We start from the raw sequence: 19,991 nt of genomic DNA, 5'->3' as shown, positions 1-19,991 counted from the left end.
CCGGTGGGGCTGGGTTCGGCCCCCCGGAGCCACCCCGCCCCGGCACCGCCTCAACCGCACTCCCCCGCCCGCGCAAACACCGCCACCCGCGCCCCCCGCACCGCCGTCACCGAGCAGCGCTCGAACCCGCCCGCCGCCAGTACCTCCCGCTTCACCGCCTCCCCCGGGTACGGGTCCAGCGGCTGGCCCTCCGGGTCCAGCAGGGCGATCACCCTGGGCGAGGCCAGCAGCGCCGCCCGCACCGCCTCCGGGGGCAGCTCCGTGCCCTGGAGGCTGTGCGAGCCCGCCGGGGAGCGGTCCAGGGCCACGTCGCGCAGCCCCCCGTACACCCCCGGCGAGGACAGCAGCCACTCGCGCCGCCGCGAGGGCATGAACACCACCGCGTCCCCCGGCCGCGCCCGCTCCCGGACCGCCGCGGCCACCGCGAGGACGTCGTCCTTGCGGCTGTCGGGCGTGCGCAGCCACACCGACCACCACCCGAACGGCGGCACCAGCAGCACGCCCACGAGCAGCCACGGCAACCACCCCCGCACCCCCGCCGGCCGCACCTCCGCCGGCCTCACCTCCGCCAGCCGCGCCCCCGCCAGCAGCACGAATCCGGCCAGCGCGTACAGGACGTACCGGTCGACGTACCAGGGGTGCACCAGGGACACCGCCATCAGCAGCCCCGGCGGCACCACCGCGAGCGGCAGCGCGACCCGCACCAGCCCCCGCTCCGCGCCCCGCGCGAGCAGCAGGCAGCCGACCGCGAGCACCCCGTACGCCGTCCAGTCCTGCCAGCTCGGCCGCCCCAGCCAGCCGAGCTGCTGCTGCGCCTGCCGCGCGCTCACCACGGCCAGCGGCACGAGCAGCAGCACCACCGCCCCGGCGGCGACCCGCCACCCCCGCGAGCGCCACCCGGCGAACGCGTGCGCGAGCAGCGCCAGCACCGCGAACTCGTGCAGCCAGCAGCCCAGCAGCAGCACCACCGCGTAGGCGGTCCAGCGCTCGCGCAGCATCAGGTAGGTCGCCCACACGACCGCCGCCGCGACGAGCGCGTACGAGCGCCCCTCCTGCGCGTACATCTGCACGGGCGGCAGGACCGCGTACCCGAGGCCGGCGAGCAGCGCCGCCCGCTCCCCCGCGAGCCGGTGGGCGACGGCGGCGACCCCCGCCGCGGCCAGCGCGGTGGCGGCGACGGAGGGCAGCCGCAGCGCCCACAGGCCGCCGTCCCAGGCGGCGAACACCCCGTGCATCAGCAGGTAGTACAGGCCGTGGACGGCGTCGACCTCGCCGAGCAGCCGCCAGATCCCGCCGAGCGGCCGGTGGGCCACCTGCCAGGTGACGGACTCGTCGCGCCACATGCTGCCGCCGCGTTCCAGGCCCCAGAGGCCGAGAAGGACGGCGAGCAGCGGGGGCAGCACGCGCCAGGGGGCGATGCGGGGGATGTCGGCCTCCGGGGTGCTGTCGCTGCGGCTGTGGGGCCTCCATACTCGTGGTTCGGTCCGAGTACCTGCGGAGGTGGGTGTGCGTACGTTCCGAACGGTTGCGGCGGTACGGCCGGGTGCGGCGGTACGGCTGGCCGGGGCGGTCCTGCTGGGCGCCGCGGTCCTGGCGGGCTGCGGGCCGGCCGGTTCGCCGGACGCCTCGATGTCCCGCGCCCCGTCGGGCCTCCCGTCGGGCCTCCCGTCCGGCTCCCCGACCTCCACCGGGGACAAGCCCCCGCCGCCCTCCCAGAGCCCGAGCACGAACCCGGGCCGGAGCCCGGGCCAGGGCCAGAGCCAGACCCCGAGCCGGAACCCGGGCAACGCCACCGAGACCCTCGTACGCGTCACCCGCACGGGCGGCTTCGCCGGCCAGACGCACACCGTGGTCGTCAAGGGCGACGGCTCCTGGACCCGCCTCGACGTCAAGGCGCAGCCCGCGGGGACCGGCAAGATGTCGCCGCAGGAACTCGACGCCTTGAACGCGGCCCTCGCGAAGGCGGACTTCGCGCACCTGCCCAGGGTCTCCACGGGCGGCCCGGTGATCTACGACGGGTACACGTACGCGTTCGTCCACGACGGCTTCGAAGTGGCCTCCGACCAGGGGTCGATGCCGCCCGCCCTGGAGGCCGTACTGGCGGCCCTCCCCCCGTTCACGGGGTAGGCCTCCGACACGGGCTCCGACACGGCCTCCGACGCAGCACTCACCCCTCCCATACCGGCCCCCATCAGGACTTTCGATCCAAAACGGCCTATCGGAACCCTGCATAGCCGCACGCCGGAGCCTCCTCTACGCTGCACCCCTGACACACGAGATCAGCGGATCAGACGGACCAGACGGATCACACGGATCAGGTCGGGCGGATCGGCTCACACTGACCGGCACGGGTCGGCACCGGGACGGGACATGGAACAGACGCACACCACCCACAACGGCGCTTCGGCGACCCCTGGCGCCCAGCGGCGCGTACTCGTCGTCGAGGACGACCACACCATCGCCGAGGCCATCGCAGCCCGGCTGCGCGCCGAGGGCTTCCAGGTGCAGACGGCCGCGGACGGCCCGGCGGCCGTCGCCGCGGCCGAGAGCTGGCTGCCCGAGCTGCTGGTCCTGGACGTGATGCTGCCCGGCTTCGACGGGCTGGAGGTCTGCCGCCGGGTCCAGGCCCAGCGCCCGGTCCCGGTGCTGATGCTCACCGCGCGGGACGACGAGACGGACCTGCTGGTCGGGCTCGGGGTCGGCGCGGACGACTACATGACGAAGCCGTTCTCGATGCGCGAGCTCGCCGCCCGGGTCCACGTCCTGCTGCGGCGCGTGGAGCGGGCCACCCTCGCCGCGCACACCCCGCGCGGGGCCACCCTGCGGCTGGGCGACCTGGAGATCGACCACGCGCAGCGCCGGGTCCGGGTGCAGGCGGAGGACGTGCACCTGACGCCCACCGAGTTCGACCTGCTGGTGTGCCTGGCGGGGACCCCGCGGGCGGTGCTCTCCCGGGAGCAGCTGCTGGCGGAGGTCTGGGACTGGGCCGACGCGTCCGGGACGCGTACGGTCGACAGCCACATCAAGGCGCTGCGGCGGAAGATCGGCGCGGAGCGGATCCGTACGGTCCACGGCGTCGGGTACGCCCTGGAGACCCCGGCACAGGCGTGACCGGCCGGCGGCCGCCGGGGGAAGGGCTGCGGCCTTTCTCGCCCTTCTCGATCAAGACCAAGCTGGGCACGCTCGTCGTGGTCTCGGTCTTCATCACCACGGGCCTGATCCTGGTGGCCCTGCGCACCGCCACCGAGCTGCGCTTCATCACGGTCTTCTCGGTGATCGCCTCGATGCTGATCACCCAGTTCGTGGCGCACAGCCTGACGGCGCCGCTGGACGACATGACGACGGTGGCCCGGGCGATCTCGCACGGGGACTACACGCGCCGGGTGCGCGGGGCGGGGCGCCGGGACGAGCTGGGCGACCTGGCCGCCACGATCAACCTGATGGCGGACGACCTGGAGGCGGTGGACCGGCACCGCAAGGAGCTCGTCGCCAACGTCTCGCACGAGCTGCGCACGCCCATCGCGGCGCTGCGGGCGGTGCTGGAGAACGTGGTCGACGGGGTCTCGGCCGCCGATCCGGAGACCATGCGCACGATGCTGAAGCAGACCGAGCGCCTGGGCCGGCTCGTGGAGACCCTGCTGGACCTGTCCAGAGTGGACAACGGGGTGGTCCCGCTGAAGGCGCGGCGGTTCGAGGTGTGGCCGTACCTGTCGGGCGTGCTGAAGGAGTCGGGGCTGGCGGCCGCGGGCCGGCCGGGGCTGCTGTCCGGTTCGGGCGGGCACACCCGCAACGACGTGCACCTGCACCTGGACGTCTTCCCGCCGGAGCTGACGGCGTACGCGGATGCCGAGCGGCTGCACCAGGTGGTGGCGAACCTGATCGACAACGCGGTCAAGCACAGCCCCCCGCACGGCCGGGTCACGGTCCGCGCGCGGGCGGGTGACGCGCCCGGGAGCCTGGCGCTGGAGGTGCGCGACGAGGGCCCCGGCATCCCGGAGGCGGAGCGCGCCCGGGTCTTCGAGCGGTTCAACCGGGGCAGTGCGCGGGGCGGCGACGGCGGCACCGGGCTGGGCCTGGCGATCGCCCGCTGGGCCGTGGAGCTGCACGGGGGCCGGATCGGAGTGGCCGAATCGTCACGCGGCTGCCGCATCCTCGTCACGCTTCCGGGCAGCTCATAGGCGTCGTGTTGACGTAGGGTTCGAGTGGGAAGGAAATGATCTCGGCCACACGCGCCGGGGTCCGTCAGGGGTGCGAAGCCGTGGGGGTCGCAACCTCGGTGCCCCCTACCCGAACCACGCTTGTTTCCCGCCATTCCAGACGGTGAAACCCGCCGTTCGATGTGACCTACGCGACGGATCTCCCGTCCGGTCTGCATCTCACGGTTCAGGAGGCGTAGCCTTTATTCCCGCTGTCCATACCTTGTGAAGCGGAAGAGGGCGGTTGCCGCCGTGTCGCCACAGTCCCCCAGTAACCCGAGCACCACGACCGAAGCAGCAGAAGGCGGGAAGAACCCCGCCTCAGGCTTCGGCGCGAATGAGTGGCTCGTCGACGAGATCTATCAGCAGTACCTCCAGGACCCGAACTCGGTCGACCGGGCCTGGTGGGACTTCTTCGCCGACTACAAGCCGGGGGGCGCTGCCGCTCCGGTCAAGGCCGAAGAGCCCGTGAAGACCCCGACGACGGACGGCGCCTCCGCACAGGCCGCCACCACCGTCGCCGGAACTCCTCAGGTCGTCGACGCCGCCGCCACGGGGGCGGCGGGCGCCACCGCGGCACCCGTAGTGCCGCCCACGCCTGTGTCAGCTCCTGCCCCTGCTCCTGCCACCCCCTCTGGTGCCCCTGCTGTGACTGTCACCTCCCAGGCCCCGGCCGCCGCACCGGCCGCGCCCGCCACCCCCTCCGTAGCCCCGCAGAAGGCCGCGCCCGCCACCGAGGCCCCCACGGGCCCCGAGCTGGTGACGCTCCGCGGCCCGGCGGCTGCCGTAGCCAAGAACATGAACGCCTCCCTCGACGTCCCGACGGCCACGTCCGTCCGCGCCGTCCCGGTGAAGCTGCTGTTCGATAACCGCATCGTCATCAACAACCACCTGAAGCGCGCCCGGGGCGGGAAGATCTCCTTCACGCACCTGATCGGCTACGCGATGGTGCAGGCGATCAAGGCCATGCCGTCGATGAACCACTCCTTCGCGGAGAAGGACGGCAAGCCGACCCTGGTCAAGCCCGACCACGTGAACTTCGGCCTCGCCATCGACCTGGTGAAGGCCAACGGCGACCGCCAGCTCGTCGTCGCCGGCATCAAGAAGGCCGAGACCCTCAACTTCTTCGAGTTCTGGCAGGCCTACGAGGACATCGTCCGCCGCGCCCGCGTCGGCAAGCTGACGATGGACGACTTCACCGGCGTGACGGTCTCCCTCACCAACCCCGGCGGCCTGGGCACCGTGCACTCCGTGCCCCGCCTGATGCCCGGACAGTCGGTCATCATGGGCGTCGGCTCCATGGACTACCCCGCCGAGTTCCAGGGCACCTCGCAGGACACCCTGAACAAGCTGGGCATCTCCAAGGTCATGACCCTGACCTCGACCTACGACCACCGGGTCATCCAGGGCGCGGCCTCCGGCGAGTTCCTGCGCATCGTCGCGAACCTGCTGCTCGGCGAGAACGGCTTCTACGACGACGTCTTCGAGGCGCTGCGCATCCCGTACGAGCCTGTCCGCTGGCTCCGGGACATCGACGCCTCGCACGACGACGACGTCACGAAGGCCGCCCGCGTCTTCGAGCTGATCCACTCCTACCGGGTCCGCGGCCACGTCATGGCCGACACCGACCCGCTGGAGTACAAGCAGCGCAAGCACCCCGACCTCGACATCACCGAGCACGGCCTCACCCTGTGGGACCTGGAGCGCGAGTTCGCGGTCGGCGGCTTCTCCGGCAAGTCGATGATGAAGCTGCGCGACATCCTCGGCGTGCTGCGCGACTCGTACTGCCGCACCACCGGTGTCGAGTTCATGCACATCCAGGACCCGAAGCAGCGCCGCTGGATCCAGGACCGCATCGAGCGCCCGCACACCAAGCCGGAGCGCGAGGAGCAACTGCGCATCCTGCGCCGCCTGAACGCGGCGGAGGCCTTCGAGACCTTCCTGCAGACGAAGTACGTCGGCCAGAAGCGCTTCTCCCTGGAGGGCGGCGAGTCCGTCATCCCGCTGCTCGACGCCGTCATCGACTCGGCCGCCGAGGCCCGCCTCGAAGAGGTCGTCATCGGCATGGCCCACCGCGGCCGTCTGAACGTGCTCGCGAACATCGTCGGCAAGTCGTACGCGCAGATCTTCCGCGAGTTCGAGGGCAACCTCGACCCGAAGTCGATGCACGGCTCCGGCGACGTGAAGTACCACCTGGGCGCCGAGGGCACCTTCACGGGCCTGGACGGCGAGCAGATCAAGGTCTCGCTCGTCGCGAACCCCTCGCACCTGGAGGCCGTCGACCCGGTCCTCGAGGGTGTCGCCCGCGCCAAGCAGGACGTCATCAACAAGGGCGGCACGGACTTCACCGTCCTCCCGCTGGCCCTGCACGGTGACGCGGCCTTCGCCGGCCAGGGTGTGGTCGCCGAGACGCTGAACATGTCGCAGCTGCGCGGCTACCGCACCGGCGGCACCGTGCACGTGGTCATCAACAACCAGGTCGGCTTCACCGCCGCCCCGGAGTCCTCGCGTTCCTCGATGTACGCGACCGACGTGGCCCGCATGATCGAGGCGCCGATCTTCCACGTGAACGGCGACGACCCCGAGGCCGTCGTCCGCGTTGCCCGTCTGGCCTTCGAGTTCCGCCAGGCGTTCAACAAGGACGTCGTCATCGACCTCATCTGCTACCGCCGCCGCGGTCACAACGAGTCGGACAACCCGGCGTTCACGCAGCCGCTGATGTACGACCTGATCGACAAGAAGCGCTCGGTGCGCAAGCTGTACACCGAGTCCCTCATCGGTCGCGGCGACATCACGCTGGAAGAGGCCGAGCAGGCCCTGCAGGACTTCCAGGGCCAGCTGGAGAAGGTCTTCGCGGAGGTCCGCGAGGCCGCCACGCAGCCCGCGGTCGCCGCGCCGGCCCCGGCCCCGCAGGCCGACTTCCCGGTCGCCGTGAACACGGCGATCTCGCAGGACGTCGTCAAGCGCATCGCCGAGTCCCAGGTCAACATCCCCGAGGGCGTCACCGTCCACCCGCGTCTGCTGCCGCAGCTGCAGCGCCGCGCGGCGATGATCGACGACGGCACCATCGACTGGGGCTTCGGCGAGACCCTGGCCTTCGGTTCGCTGCTCATGGAGGGCACCCCGGTCCGGCTGTCCGGCCAGGACTCCCGCCGCGGCACCTTCGGCCAGCGTCACGCGGTCCTCATCGACCGGGAGACGGGCGAGGACTACACCCCGCTGCTGTACCTGTCGGACGACCAGGCCCGGTACAACGTCTACGACTCGCTGCTCTCCGAGTACGCGGCCATGGGCTTCGAGTACGGCTACTCGCTGGCCCGTCCGGACGCGCTGGTCCTCTGGGAGGCCCAGTTCGGTGACTTCGTCAACGGCGCGCAGACCGTCGTCGACGAGTTCATCTCCTCGGCGGAGCAGAAGTGGGGCCAGACCTCCGGCGTCACCCTGCTCCTCCCGCACGGCTACGAGGGCCAGGGCCCGGACCACTCGTCCGCCCGCCCGGAGCGCTTCCTCCAGCTGTGCGCGCAGAACAACATGACGGTGGCCATGCCCACGCTGCCGTCGAACTACTTCCACCTGCTGCGCTGGCAGGTCCACAACCCGCACCACAAGCCGCTGGTCGTCTTCACCCCGAAGTCGATGCTGCGTCTGAAGGCGGCGGCGTCGAAGGCGGAGGAGTTCACGACCGGTTCGTTCCGTCCGGTCATCGGCGACACGACGGTGGACGCGAACGCGGTCAACAAGGTCGTGTTCTGCGCGGGCAAGGTCTACTACGACCTGGAGGCCGAGCGGGAGAAGCGCGGCATCACCGACACCGCCATCATCCGCATCGAGCGCCTGTACCCGCTGCCGGGTGCGGAGCTCCAGGCGGAGATCGCCAAGTTCCCGAACGCGGCGAAGTACATCTGGGCGCAGGAGGAGCCGGCGAACCAGGGTGCGTGGCCGTTCATCGCGCTGAACCTGATCGACCACCTCGACCTGGCGGTCGGCGCGGACGTCCCGGCGGGCGAGCGCCTGCGGCGCATCTCGCGTCCGCACGGCTCGTCCCCCGCGGTAGGCTCCGCGAAGCGCCACCAGGCGGAGCAGCAGCTGCTGCTGAACGAGGTCTTCGAAGCCTGATCCCCGTAGCACCCGGAAGGCCCGGCCCCCTGTCGAGAGGGCCGGGCCTTCCGGCTGTGGGGAATCGCCCTCGCGCGACCCGGCACGCGGCCAGTAGAGTCCGCTCGGCGGAAGACCAGCCCCACATGTGACCGCCCGTCCTTCTTCTTCCACGGACAGGCTTCCCCTACGTGACCACAACTCCCCGGCTGCTTCGCGGCATCGCCGCTTCTGCAGCCGTCGCCACCCTCTGCGGACTCGTCACCGCCGCGGGCACCTCCTCCGCCGCCGCGGACACCGCCGCCGCATCAGTGACCTGCACGTCGCCCCGGTTCACCCGCGTCTTCTTCCCCGACGCCACGTTCACCGGGACGCCCGTACGGACCGACTGCGACACCGCGGTCGACGAGAACTGGGGTCTCGGTGCCCCGGCCGCCGGACTGCCGGCCGACAACTTCGGCGTCCGCTGGACCCTGGTCCGGGACTTCGGGTCGGGCGGACCGTTCACCCTGACCGCCTCCGGCCAGGACGGGATACGCGTCTACCTCGACGGGGTCCGCCAGATCGACCTGTGGAAGGACGTCTCGGCCGACCAGACGCAGACCGTGAACGTGACGATTCCGCCGGGCACCCACACCCTGCGCGTCAACGCCGCCAACTGGACCGGCGCCGCCGGCGTCAAGTTCGGCTACGCGCCCCGGACCTCGGCGGCCGACGACACGGTCAAGCCCGTCGCCCCGGCCGGCGTCACGTCGGCGCTCGACAACACCACAGCGCAGGTGAAGGTGGCCTGGGCCGCGAACAAGGAGATGGACCTCGGCGGCTACCGGGTCTACCGACGGCCGGAGGGCACCTCCACCTGGACCCGGGTCGGGTCCACGAAGGCGACCTCCTTCACCGAGCAGCCGCCCGAAGGCGCCGGCCGTACCTACCAGTACCAGGTGCGCGCCGTCGACCTGGCCGGAAACCTCTCCGTCGCGACCGCCGGACAGCCGGTGACCACGTCCACCGCCGCCGTCCCCGGGCCGCTGAAGGCCACCGCGGCGGACACGGGCATCTCCCTGACCTGGCCGGCATCCCCCGGAGCCACCGGCTACCTGGTCAAGCGCGCCGGCGACCCCACGGTCCGCAGGACCACCACCGCGGGCTTCGTCGACACCGACGCCCCGCGCTCGGTCGTCTCCGCGTACCAGGTCTCGGCCCTGGACTCGGCCGGCCGGGCCTCCCGCTTCGGTGAGGCGGCGACGGCCCGCCGGCCGGTCGCGGCGCCGCACGAGGTCGCCGCGACTCCGGCGGCGGGTCGCTACGTCGACCTGGCCTGGAAGGTCCGCCCCGGAACGGACGGCGCCTACGAGGGCTTCAGCGTCTTCCGCTCCACCACCCTCCCGGTGGACACCCGGACGGCGGAGGTGTTCTGCGGCAGCCGCACCTCGAAGACCCTGCCGGACGGGCAGGTCCAGTGGACCTGCCAGGACAACGGGACCGCCGCCGGCACCACGTACCACTACGTGGTGCAGGGCTGGGGCACCGACCGGTACGCCGGCAACACCTCCGTGGACTCCGGCACGGCCACCGTCACCACCGGTGCCACGGACCGGACCCCGCCCCCGGCGGTCACGGGGCTGACCGCGCAGGCCACCGCCTACGGCATCGTCCTGAAATGGAACGCCAACCCGGCTCCCGACCTCCAGCGCTACGAGGTCCACAGCGGAACCCTGCTCGGTGGCGAGGTCTGCTCGGCCGGCGTGAGCGCGTACCTCGGCAAGACGGACACCTCGTACCTGGTGGAGACCCTGCCGGACGGCGAAGAGCGGTGCTTCTTCGTCGACGCCGTCGACACCACGGGCAATTCGAGCTTCCAGTGGACCGGCGAGGCCGCGGTCACGAGCGTGACCGAGCTGGACGTGACGCCGTCCGTCGAGACTCCCGAGGACGGACCGGTCGCCCTCGGCGCCGCCCGTGCAGCCTCCGGCACCGCCGTGGAACTCACGTGGAACGCGGTACCGAACGCCACCGGCTACCTGGCCTACCGGTGGAACCCGGCCACCAAGGCGTACGAGAAGCTGACCGCCAAGCCCGTCACCGGCACCGCGTACACGGACTCGGGCCCGGCCACCGGTGCCACCCACTTCTACCGGGTGACCGCCGTGTACGCCGACGGCAAGGAGTCGGCGCCCGGCGGGAGCTACGCGATCCTCCCGCCGCACCTCCCGTAGGACGGAAGGGGGGCGGTGGCGGAGCACGCCCCGCCCCTGCCTCCCCGCGGGCTACGGCTGGGGCTCGAAGTCCCAGTACGGGCGGACTCGTTGTTTCGCGGAGACCGTGTGGACGTGCTGGGCGCCCAGGGTGCGGGTCAGCGCCTTGATGCCCGCGTCCTCGTGCTTGCCCGCCTCCTCGTCCTCGCGGACCGAGCGGAGGTCCGCCGCCAGGGCGATCTGCGCGCTCAGCGTCATCGGGTGGTCCGGCCCCAGTACCTCCTCCGCGCCCCGCAGGGTCTCCCGGCTCAGGGACAGCGCGTCCTCCCGGTGCCCGGTGATGTTGCGGTGCCCGGTGGCGTTCAGCGCGCAGCCCAGCGTCCACGGGTGGCGGTCGCCGAGCGCGCCCCGCATGCCGACCAGCGCCTGTTCGGCGAGGGACAGGGCCTCGGCCCGTTCGCCCTGGGCGCGCAGGATCAGGCCCAGGTTGCCGACCGTGCCGATGCTGTACGGGTGGGCGAGGCCGAGTTGCGACTGGTAGCCGCGGACCACGTCCTCGGAGATCCGGCGGGCCTCGCCGACGTCCCCGTACTCCCGCAGGTAGGTCGCGTAGTCGGAGGCGACCATCAGCGTCCACGGGTAGTCGACGCCGAAGACGCGCGTGGCCCGCTCCCACACGATCCGCAGCCGCTGGCCCGCGCCGGCGATGTCCCCGGAGCGGCGCAGGCACATCCCGAGGTTGTGCTCGGCCCGCAGGGTCTGGGGGTGGTCGAGGCCCAGTACCTGGGTGTTGACCTTGAGGCCCTGTTCCTGGCGGGTCTGTGCCTCGCGGTAGCGGCCCATCAGCCGCAGCCCCATGGCGCAGGCGATGCCCGAGGAAAGGGTGGAGATGTGGTGGGCCTTCAGGACGCGCTCGCGGCGCCGCAGGGTGTCCAGGTCGAGGTCGTAGGAGTCCTGGTAGCGGCCGAGGAGGCGGTAGGTCGCGGCGAGGTTGTTCTGGGCGGCCAGGGTGGTGGAGTCGTCCTCGCCGAGCAGCTCGCGGTAGGTGTTCAGGCAGTGCTCGAAGATCTCCCGGGCCGGCTCGAACTTGGCGATGCACAGCAGGACCCCGCCGTACGAGCTGGTGGCGCGCAGGGTCTCCAGGTCGCGGTCGCCCCGCTCCTCGGTGAGTTCGGTGGCGCGGGCCCGGGTGAGGGCCTCGGCCCGCCGGAACAGGCCGAGGTTCCGCAGGGCTCCGCCGTAGTGGTAGCTGAGCTCGCGGACCTTGGGGTGGTCCTCGCCCAGCATGGTCCGCCAGACCAGGTCGGTCTCCTCGGACAGCCGCAGGCAGGTGCGGTACTCCCCGGCGAGGACGAGGTAGCGCAGGCAGTGCAGCAGGAAGGTCTGGATGCGCGGGTTGGTGCTGGTGACGACCCCGGACGGGCCGAGGTGCGGGATGAGTTCGGCGTACCGGGGCCAGAGCCGGGAGTCGGCGGGCCGGCCGGGGTCGGCCGCGGCGAGGACCTGGCGGACGGCGCGGGAGAGCGGTTCGGCCTCCTCCTCCGAGAGGTTCTCGCGGACGATGCCGTGGACCATGCGGTGCAGCTGCACGGTTTCGAGCCCGCCGCCGCCCTCGTCGTCCGACAGGTCCGAGTACTCCAGGCGGACGACGGAGAACTGGACGAGCTTGTTCAGGGCGGCGTTCCACCGGATCTGGTCGTTGATCAGCCCCGCGAGCTGTTCGGGCACGTCGTCGGCGGGGAACTCGCGCAGCAGCCGCAGCGGCACCGGGCCGGGGGCGAAGAAGACGAACAGCCTGAGCAGGGCGAGGGCGTCGGGGAAGTTCTCCCGTACGTTGTTGAGGAGTATGGCCAGGGCGGTGGGGAAGGGCAGCGGGTAGTCGTCGGAGACGGTGACGGCTTCGCGGGAGTCCAGGCGGCGCTGGAGCAGCGCCAGGTAGTCGCCGACGGTCAGCGGGGAGTCGGCGAGCCAGCCGGCGGTCTGGTCGAGGGCGAGCGGGTAGTCCTCCAGCGCCTCGGCGAGCTGGTCGGCCTCGTCCGTGGTGAGGCGGCGGGCCCGGCGGCGGATGAAGGTGACGGACTCGGGCCGGGCGTAGAGCGGGACTTCGACGAGGTTGGTGTGCCGGGTGGCCCATTCGCGGTTGCGGGAGGTGATGATGACGTCGCCCGCGCCGGAGGGCAGCAGGTCGATGAGGTCGTCGGGGTTGTCGCAGCCGTCGAAGACCATCAGCCAGCGGCCGTACGGGGATCCGCGCCGCAGTGCTTCCAGTACGGCGCGGATCTGCTCGCCGTAGCTGCCCGCGCCGCGCGGCAGGCCGAGTGCGGGGGCCAGGTCGGCGAGGCGTTCGCGCAGGGTGGGCCGGTCCTCGGCGGGGACCCACCACACGACGTCGTACTCGGAGGCGAAGCGGTAGGCGTACTCGGTGGCGACCTGGGTCTTGCCGACTCCGGAGAGGCCGAGGAGGGTGACGGTGGACGCGCCGGGCGGGGCTTCGGCGAGGGCTTCGCGCAGGGTGCCGATGACGTCGTTGCGTCCGGTGAACCGGGGGTTGCGCCGCGGGACGCGGCCCCAGATCTCGGGCGGGTCGTTGGGGAAGCGGGGTCCGCGCCGGCCGGTCTCGGTGCCGATGCGGTCGGTGGGCAGCTCCAGGCGGCGCAGCACGCGGTATTCGGCCTCGTAGGCGTCCAGGCCCCACAGGTCGGTCTTCTCCAGCACGGCCACGGCGCTGGGCAGCGGCGCGTCGGTGAGGCAGACGGCCGCGAACCGGTCGGGGTGGTCGTCGGTGACCGTGCGCAGGGCGGTGTTCCACTCCTCGTCGGTGTGGGTGCCGGCGGAGAAGTAGCGTTCGGACAGGACGAGGAGGACCCGGCTGCCGGAGCGGGCGAGGTCGTCGAGGGCCTGGTCGAGGCCGGTGCTGTTCTGCGGGTCCCAGCGCTGGAGGGACACGCGGTGGCCGTGCTCCTCGAGGCGGTGGGCGATCCACACGGCCCAGGGGCGGTTGAAGCCCGCGAAGCTGATGACGAAGCGCTGCGGGCCGGCGGCTGGGCCCTGGTCCTGCCGAGTACCGGTGGTCATGCGGCCGTCTCCCTGGAATCCGGGCAGTGGCAGTGGACGGGGTTGAAAACCTACCGCAGCGGACGGTCCGTCAACCTTGTACGAACGGGACGAGTTCGGGGTGTTCTTCGCACCAGGCGCGGCGTTCGCGGTCGACGGCGCGGCGGGCGGCGGTGTGCTGGTCTCCGGGGGGCGGGAGTTCGTCCATGGCACGTTCGGCGGCGGCCATCGCCTCCGTGAACTCCCTTCCGGCGGGGGTCAGTCGCTCGTGCGCGCACAGGACGGGCAGTACGCAGGCCACCTGCGCGCGGATCCGGGCGTGCTGGGCCCAGGCGCCGCGGGCTCCGTAGAGGGCGGCCCGCTGCCAGTAACCGGCGAGGGCCAGGTGGGCGTAGGTGCCGTGGAGGAGTCCCTCCAGCGGGCGGGGGTCGCTGCGCCAGGGGGCCCAGTGGCGGGGTGTGCGGTCGGCGGTGTGCAGGGTCAGGACGTCGGTGAGGGCGGTCAGTTTGCCGTGCTGCACCTCGTGGACGAGGGTGGCGGCCAGCGCGGGCGGGGCCTGGGCGCGGGCCAGGACGGAGCCCGCGGCGGCGGGGAGGGTGGCGCCGCTGGACCGGGAGCCGCCGCCGAGCGGTACGACGGAGCGCAGCAGCTGGACGGTCTCCTGGGCGCGGGTGGTGTCGTAGCGCTGGAGCAGGGTGAGGGCGCCGGTCCACTGGGTGTCCCAGCGTTTGTGGCCGCGGGGTGTGAGCCGGCGGGCGGGCCGGACGGGTGCGGGGCGGGCGGGGCCGGGTGCCCGGTAGGGGTCGAGGTCGTCGAGGGCGGTGCGGCCCCCGGGCAGGGCGTGCAGGGGCAGGATGGCGGGGTCCTCGGGGTCCCAGGAGCGCTCGGTGAGGGTGAGCGGGCCGGGGCGGTCGGGGCGCAGCAGTCCGAGGGTGGGCAGGGCGAGCCGGCCGTGGAGGGGCCGCAGGGTGTGGGTGAAGGCGATCCGGGCCCGCAGGGCGGCGGCGACGGCGAGGGCGCCGAGGTGGCCGAGGTCGGCCGGGGGTCCGGAGGGGGCGTGGAGGCGGCGCAGGGTCTCCTCGGCCCATACCCCGGTGGCGGGGTAGTGCAGTACGTCGCGCACCGCGTCGGGGTCGCGGCGCTCGGCTTCCTCGAGGAGGGCCCAGTGGTCGGCGGCGGCCCCGGAGCGGCCGCCGGGGGCGGCGTCGAGGACCGCGCGCAGCAGGAGCAGGCGCTTGGAGCGCCGTACGTCGCGCACCAGGCGGGTGCCGTCGGCGCTGGGTTCGGTGGAGGCGAGGGCGCGCAGGGTGCGGGAGGGGACGTGGAAGGCGGCGGGCACGGCGGTCACGAGCCGCCGCCTGCTCGCGCGGGCGCGGTTCCGCTGCCGGGGCTCCGGCCCGGCCCCGGCGGACCGGGCCGGACCGTCGAAGCTCGCGGCCCGGGGAAATCCAGCCCCTCCGGCGTTTGAGGAGGGGGGGCCGGGGCGGAGCCCCGTGCAGCGGACCCACACCCGTTCGTGATCGTTCGGCTCATCGCTGCACCTCCCCGCTGCGGACGGTCCATCCCTGCCCCCCGCCGGGTCCCTGCTAACGGCGGAAAGTGGTCAAACCCGTGTCGGGATCGCGCAATGCCGGAAGGGGCGGTTCAGGTTCCCGGGTCGTCGTAGGCGTTCAGGATCTCGGCCGGGTGGGTCACGCGCTCGACCATGCCCTCGATCACGTGGGCGAGCGCGGGGTCGTCTATCCCGCGCAGCGCGGCCAGGTCCAGCCCGGAGAGGTCCGGCAGCCGTCCAGAGCACTCGCGGCGCGCGACTGCTTCCTGATGCTGAGTCACCATGGGCTGCCCGTCCCCCTGTTGGTTCGGCTTCCTGCGGCTTCGACGGTCCACTGCCCTTTCCCCTCCTCCGGCGTGCGGAAACTGCTCAGAGGTCGGCTTCGAGGGCGCGCGCGCGGGTGCGCAGGGCCTCGCACCGCTCCTCGTCGGCGTCCGGGCCGAGCCGCGTCCACAGGTCCAGTGCGGAGCGGTACGCGTCGAGGGCCGCGCGGGGGCGGGCCAGCCTCTCCAGCACCTCCCCGCGCAGTTCTTGCACACGGGCCGCCAGCCGGAGGGCGCCGTCCGCGCGCTCCTCGTGCTCCCCGTGCTCCCCGTGCTCCGACCGGTCGGCCTCCAGGGCCGCCCGCCAGGCCCGCCGGTAGGAGTCCGCCGCGCGGTCGAGGCGGTCCAGGGCCCGGGTGTGGGCGTGGATCTCCTGCTGTACGTCGCCGTGGTCCCGCAGGGCCCGGGCCCGGTCGAGGGGGCTGCGGCTCTGCCGGGCGGCCAGCTCCAGCAGGTGCTCCGCCTCCAGCAGGTCGACGGCGTCACCCTCGTACGCGTGGCGCAGCCGCAGGCCGGTGGCGAGGCGCCGCAGCCGGTGCGCGGAGCCGGGGTCGGACTGCGGGACCGCCGCCCGGCTGTCGCGCAGTACGCGCACGGCCGCGCCGGTGAACCGCCTTCCGTCGGCGGCCCGCGCCCGGTCCAGGAGTACGTCGCCCCATTCGGGCAGCAGTTCCGTGAAGACCTCCGCGTCGCGGGGGATCAGCCGCCGGGCCCGGCCGTACGCCTCGGCGGCGTCCTCCAGCGCCGCCGGGTCCGCGTCCCGGGCGTACCGGGCCCGGTGCAGCCGGGCCTGGCCCACGAGGGCGGCCACCCGCAGCTCCGGATCCCCGCCGGCCTCCTCCAGGGCGGTCGCCAGCTGTCCGGCGGCCTCCCCCAGCCGCCAGGGCAGGTGGTGCAGCGCCCCCGCCAGCTCCACCCGTACGCCCGCCACCCGCCGGGCGCGTTCGGCGCCCCGTTCCGCGGTCCGCGTCGCGGGGTCGGCGAGGAGGGCCGTGAGGGCCGTGGTCAGGCGGGCGGCGGCCTCCTCGGCCAGGGCCGTGCGGTCGGCCGGGGCCGGCGTGTGGGGCAGGAGTGCCAGCAGGACGCGGCCCAGGGCCAGTTGCAGCTCGGGGTGCGGGACGAAGACGGGGCTCAGGCCGGGCGCGGCGCCCGCGAGGGGTTCGAGGGCGGCACGGGCCTCGCGCAGGGCGGAGGGGTCCTCGCGCAGGGCGCTGAGCCGGATCAGGGTTTCGGCCCGCCGTACGGCGCAGTCCCGGCGCAGCCGCGGGTTCGCGGCTGCGGCGCCCGCGGCCGCGAACTCCCGGTCGGCCGCCTCCAGCAGCTCCGCGTCGGGGACGGCGGCCAGGGCCCGTTCGTGGAGCACCCGGCCCCGCAGGCCCCGCGCGGGCGGGGTCCGCAGGCCGGTCAGGGCCCGCTCGGCCTCGGTGAGCAGCTCCGGGTCCCGCTGGGCGGCCCACAGCCGCAGCAGGGCCCCTGCCAGCTCCGTCTCGGCCTCCTCGGGCGGGTCGCCGGGGCCGGGCGGGGCCGCCACCGCCCGCCGCAGCACGGCCACGGCCTCGTACAGGGCCCGCGGGTCGCCGTCCGCCTCGCCGTCCGCGAGCCGGGCGCGGGCGGCCCGTACGGCCCGGGCCCGTACCGGCGGCGGGAGCGGCTCCCGGATCAGCGGGCCGTCTCCCGGGTCCTCCCCCGGGATCCCCGGCAGGTAGCGCCGTACGACCTTCGCGGAGACCTCGGCGAAGGCCTGCGGGAGCCGCCCGGGCTGGGCGGTCGCCGCGCCGTCCGCCGGGCCCTCGGCCGCCGGTGCGGGCGCGGGTGCGCCCGTGAGCTGCGAGACGGCGAGCGCGGGGAAGTTCCGTACGCCCCGCCCGAAGTGCGCCAGTACGTATTCGGAGCAGTGCTTGAGCACCAGTGCGGCCTCGTCCCGCCCCAGCGGGCCCAGCAGCACGTCCTGCACCCCCGGCACGTACTCGTACCACTGCCCGGCGGTCGGGCCGGTGCGCCGCAGGAGCCCGCTGAGCAGCACTTCCGCGAGGTCGGAGGGCTCCGAGTCGGGCAGCATCGTGCGCTGCACCAGCCGCATCACGGGCAGCGTGAGCGGCGCCGCCGAGAGGTACACGGCGAGCTGTACGGCGCGGGGCGCGGCCGAGGAGCGGAACCGTCCCACCAGCTCGCGCGGCGGCCGGGCGGCCCTGGGCGGCGGCGGGGTCGCGCCGGGATGGTCGGCGAGCACCCGGCCCACCTCGGCCGGTACCGGCCCGCTGCCCAGTCCGGCGACGAGGCGGGCCCATGCGCCGAGGGCGGTCGGGCTGGGCGGCAGCACGGGCACGGTCAGCCCTCCGGTGAGCCGTCCCGGCAGCGGCGGCCGGTCCGGCCGGAACCTCAGCCTCCCGCCGGCTCCCTCGACCCGGGCGAGCGTGCCCCGTTCGGTCGGCAGCCAGCTGCGCCCCCAGAGCCGCTGGGGCAGCGGCTGCACGACCACGCACGGGGTGCACTCGGCCCACCGGTGCAGGAGCCGCTGGGCGGTGCCCTCGCGCCACATCGGTCCGGCGCAGTCGGAGACCACCATGGTCAGGGCCCGTCCGGTCGGGTCGCGCAGCTGGTCCGCGGAGCGCAGTCCGGCTCCGGCGACGGGGCCGCGTCCGAGCACCACCGTGCCGTCGGCGAGCCGGTGAAGGTAGTGCACCTGGACGTCGCGGAAGGCACCCAGCCGCTCGCACACGGAGCGCAGTTCCTCGAACATGTCCTGCCAGACGGCCATCGACGGCGATGCGTCCATCACCAGCCGTACGGTCGCCTCGCGCCGGCTCTCCGGCCTGAGCACCGGGATGACCAGTCCGAGGGCCCGCGCGCTGGCCTCGGCGGTGGCCGGTTCGTCGAGCACCCTGCGGGTGGGCGGGGCGGGCGGCCGGTGCCGCTGGAGGGCGCGCAGGGCCCGCTGGATGTCGAGGATGCGCGGCAGTGCGGCCGCGCCCGGCACGCGTACGGGCACGCCGGAGTGCCCGGGGAACTCCGCGCCCTGCACCTCCGCTTCGGCGGGCGGCTGGGCGCCGGGTGCGTAGAGCCTGACCTGGTCCTCCGCTTCCGGCTCGGCCCGTTCGGGGTCGGCCGGCGGCGGCCTGACCGGTTCCTCCGCCTCCGTGCCGGGGACCCGCACCCGCCCGGGGGGCGTCCCGGTGCGCCGTCCCGGCCGCCGGAGCCGCCCGGCGAGCCACAGTGCGTCGGCGATCTCCTCGGGGGACGGGTCGAGTCCGGCGGCGCTCAGCAGCGCGGCCAGTTCGCGGATGGCGGGTGCGACGGGTGCGGGCGCGGCGGGTGAGGGCGCGGCGGGTGAGGGCGCGGCGGGTGAGGGCGCGGCGGGGTCAGGGGCCGGTGAGGGCGCGGCGGGGTCAGGGGGCGGTGCGGGCGCGGCCGGTTCGGGCACGGCTGGATCGGGCTCGGGCACGGCCGGTCACCTCGGGCGGTCGAGGCGCTGGATGAGCAGGTCCGCGAGGTCCTCCCGGGTGGGTGGGGCGGCGTAGTGCGTGAGGTAGACGGCGTTGAGCAGCTGGTCCGCGGCGACCAGCTCCGACTGGGAGCGGCTCAGGAATTCCCGGATCAGGTCGGCCCCCGAGCGGGCGGCCTCCTCGCCGAGGTGGGCGCGGACCATGGTGGCGAGCCGCTTCTCGCCGGGCTGGCCGAGTTTGAGCTGGATGCAGCGGCGCAGCAGGGCGGCCGGGAAGTCCCGTTCGCCGTTGCTGGTGAGGACGATGAAGGGGAAGGCCCGGCACCGCACCCGGCCGCCGCGGACGGTCACCTTCGCCCCGTCGTCGGTGAGCACCCGCACCTCGGGTTCCGTGTCGGCGACCCGCTCCAGCTCGGGGAGTGCGAACTCGCCCTCCTCCAGCACGTTGAGCAGGTCGTTCGGCAGGTCGATGTCGCTCTTGTCGAGCTCGTCGATCAGCAGTACGCGGGGCCGCGCGGTGGGCAGCAGGGCCGTCCCGAGCGGTCCGAGCCGGATGTACTTGCCGATCCCGGGCACGCCGCCCGGGCCGCCGTCCCGGCCCCCTCCGCTCGCCGCGATCTGTACGTCCTGGAGGCGCGCGAGGGCGTCGTAGCGGTACAGCCCGTCCTGGAGCACGGTCCGCGAGACCACCGGCCAGCGCAGCACCCGCCCCAGTTTCAGCTCGTGGGCCACGGCGTGCGCGAGGGTGGACTTGCCGGTGCCGGGGAAGCCGGTGACGAGCAGGGGCCGCCGCAGGTACAACGCCGCGTTGATGGCCTCGAGTTCCTCGGGTTCGGGCCGGTGCAGCTCGGCGGCCTGGCGGTGGGCGCCGAGGCGCCGCGCGATGGCCCCGTCGGCCGCCCCGGCCGCGCCGGCCGCGCCGGCCGCGCCGGCCGCGCCGGCCGCGCCGGCCGCGCCGGCCGCCGGGGAGCCGCCGGGTGCCTCCGGGTCTTCCGGTTCGTCCACCGGAGCGCCGTCGAAGTCCCGCCACGGCGGCGGGTCGGGCAGTGCGTCGATCCCGTCATGGGGCTCTCCGACACCGCGGTAGATGAGCCACTCGTCGTTCATGGACGCTCCCTCGTCGAGTCCTGCCGC

The 19,991-nt window shown here is 73.9% G+C and carries 11 protein-coding genes; 5 read left to right on the top strand and 6 right to left on the bottom strand.

Going from position 1 to position 19,991, the window contains the following annotated elements; translation table 11 throughout:
* Nucleotides 1-50 precede the first annotated feature (50 nt).
* Nucleotides 51-1,403 (bottom strand): hypothetical protein, encoded by a 1,353-nt coding sequence (locus tag ACIGFK_RS21090; RefSeq protein WP_400053090.1) that lies wholly within the window; start codon nt 1,401-1,403, stop codon nt 51-53.
* A 103-nt stretch (nt 1,404-1,506) separates the two neighbouring features.
* On the opposite strand from ACIGFK_RS21090, the gene ACIGFK_RS21085 reads away from it, so the two are divergent.
* The 5 genes from ACIGFK_RS21085 to ACIGFK_RS21065 all read left to right on the top strand — a co-directional run bounded on the left by ACIGFK_RS21085 (nt 1,507) and on the right by ACIGFK_RS21065 (nt 10,507).
* Nucleotides 1,507-2,127, top strand: a complete 621-nt coding sequence (locus ACIGFK_RS21085) for a hypothetical protein (RefSeq protein ID WP_400053088.1) — start codon at nt 1,507-1,509, stop codon at nt 2,125-2,127.
* Nucleotides 2,128-2,370: 243 nt separating this feature from the next.
* Nucleotides 2,371-3,111: a response regulator transcription factor gene (locus ACIGFK_RS21080; protein WP_376656690.1), complete on the top strand. Its 741-nt coding sequence runs from the start codon at nt 2,371-2,373 to the stop codon at nt 3,109-3,111.
* Nucleotides 3,108-4,178: an ATP-binding protein gene (locus ACIGFK_RS21075; protein ID WP_376656691.1), complete on the top strand. Its 1,071-nt coding sequence runs from the start codon at nt 3,108-3,110 to the stop codon at nt 4,176-4,178. Before ACIGFK_RS21080 ends, ACIGFK_RS21075 begins: the two co-directional genes overlap by 4 nt.
* Before the next feature lie 270 nt (nt 4,179-4,448).
* Nucleotides 4,449-8,312, top strand: a complete 3,864-nt coding sequence (locus ACIGFK_RS21070) for a multifunctional oxoglutarate decarboxylase/oxoglutarate dehydrogenase thiamine pyrophosphate-binding subunit/dihydrolipoyllysine-residue succinyltransferase subunit (RefSeq protein WP_376656692.1) — start codon at nt 4,449-4,451, stop codon at nt 8,310-8,312.
* Between the two features lie 170 nt (nt 8,313-8,482).
* A complete protein-coding gene (locus tag ACIGFK_RS21065) occupies nt 8,483-10,507 on the top strand; it encodes a PA14 domain-containing protein (protein WP_376656693.1) in 2,025 nt (674 codons plus the stop codon).
* A gap of 51 nt (nt 10,508-10,558) precedes the next feature.
* On the opposite strand, the gene fxsT is transcribed toward ACIGFK_RS21065, so the two are convergent.
* From fxsT to ACIGFK_RS21040, 5 genes are all read right to left on the bottom strand, one after another.
* Nucleotides 10,559-13,561, bottom strand: coding sequence for an FxSxx-COOH system tetratricopeptide repeat protein (gene fxsT, locus ACIGFK_RS21060; protein WP_376656694.1), 3,003 nt, complete (start codon nt 13,559-13,561; stop codon nt 10,559-10,561).
* 70 nt (nt 13,562-13,631) lie between these two features.
* Nucleotides 13,632-14,888, bottom strand: coding sequence for an HEXXH motif domain-containing protein (locus ACIGFK_RS21055; RefSeq protein WP_376656695.1), 1,257 nt, complete (start codon nt 14,886-14,888; stop codon nt 13,632-13,634).
* Between the two features lie 296 nt (nt 14,889-15,184).
* Entirely contained in the window at nt 15,185-15,376 is a 192-nt protein-coding gene (gene fxsA / locus ACIGFK_RS21050) for an FxSxx-COOH cyclophane-containing RiPP peptide (protein ID WP_376656696.1), read from the bottom strand.
* A gap of 85 nt (nt 15,377-15,461) precedes the next feature.
* Nucleotides 15,462-18,857 carry an SAV_2336 N-terminal domain-related protein gene (locus ACIGFK_RS21045; protein WP_400053084.1) on the bottom strand — a complete coding sequence of 1,132 codons (3,396 nt, stop codon included), beginning with the start codon at nt 18,855-18,857 and terminating at the stop codon, nt 15,462-15,464.
* 6 nt (nt 18,858-18,863) lie between these two features.
* Nucleotides 18,864-19,964: an AAA family ATPase gene (locus tag ACIGFK_RS21040; protein ID WP_400053082.1), complete on the bottom strand. Its 1,101-nt coding sequence runs from the start codon at nt 19,962-19,964 to the stop codon at nt 18,864-18,866.
* Nucleotides 19,965-19,991: the final 27 nt, after the last annotated feature.

Source organism: Streptomyces sp. NPDC085524 (assembly GCF_044541755.1).
In the GTDB taxonomy this organism is placed as follows: domain Bacteria; phylum Actinomycetota; class Actinomycetes; order Streptomycetales; family Streptomycetaceae; genus Streptomyces.
The sequence above is the reverse complement of the archived record's forward strand: the minus strand, read 5'-3'. Positions and strand labels throughout refer to the sequence as shown.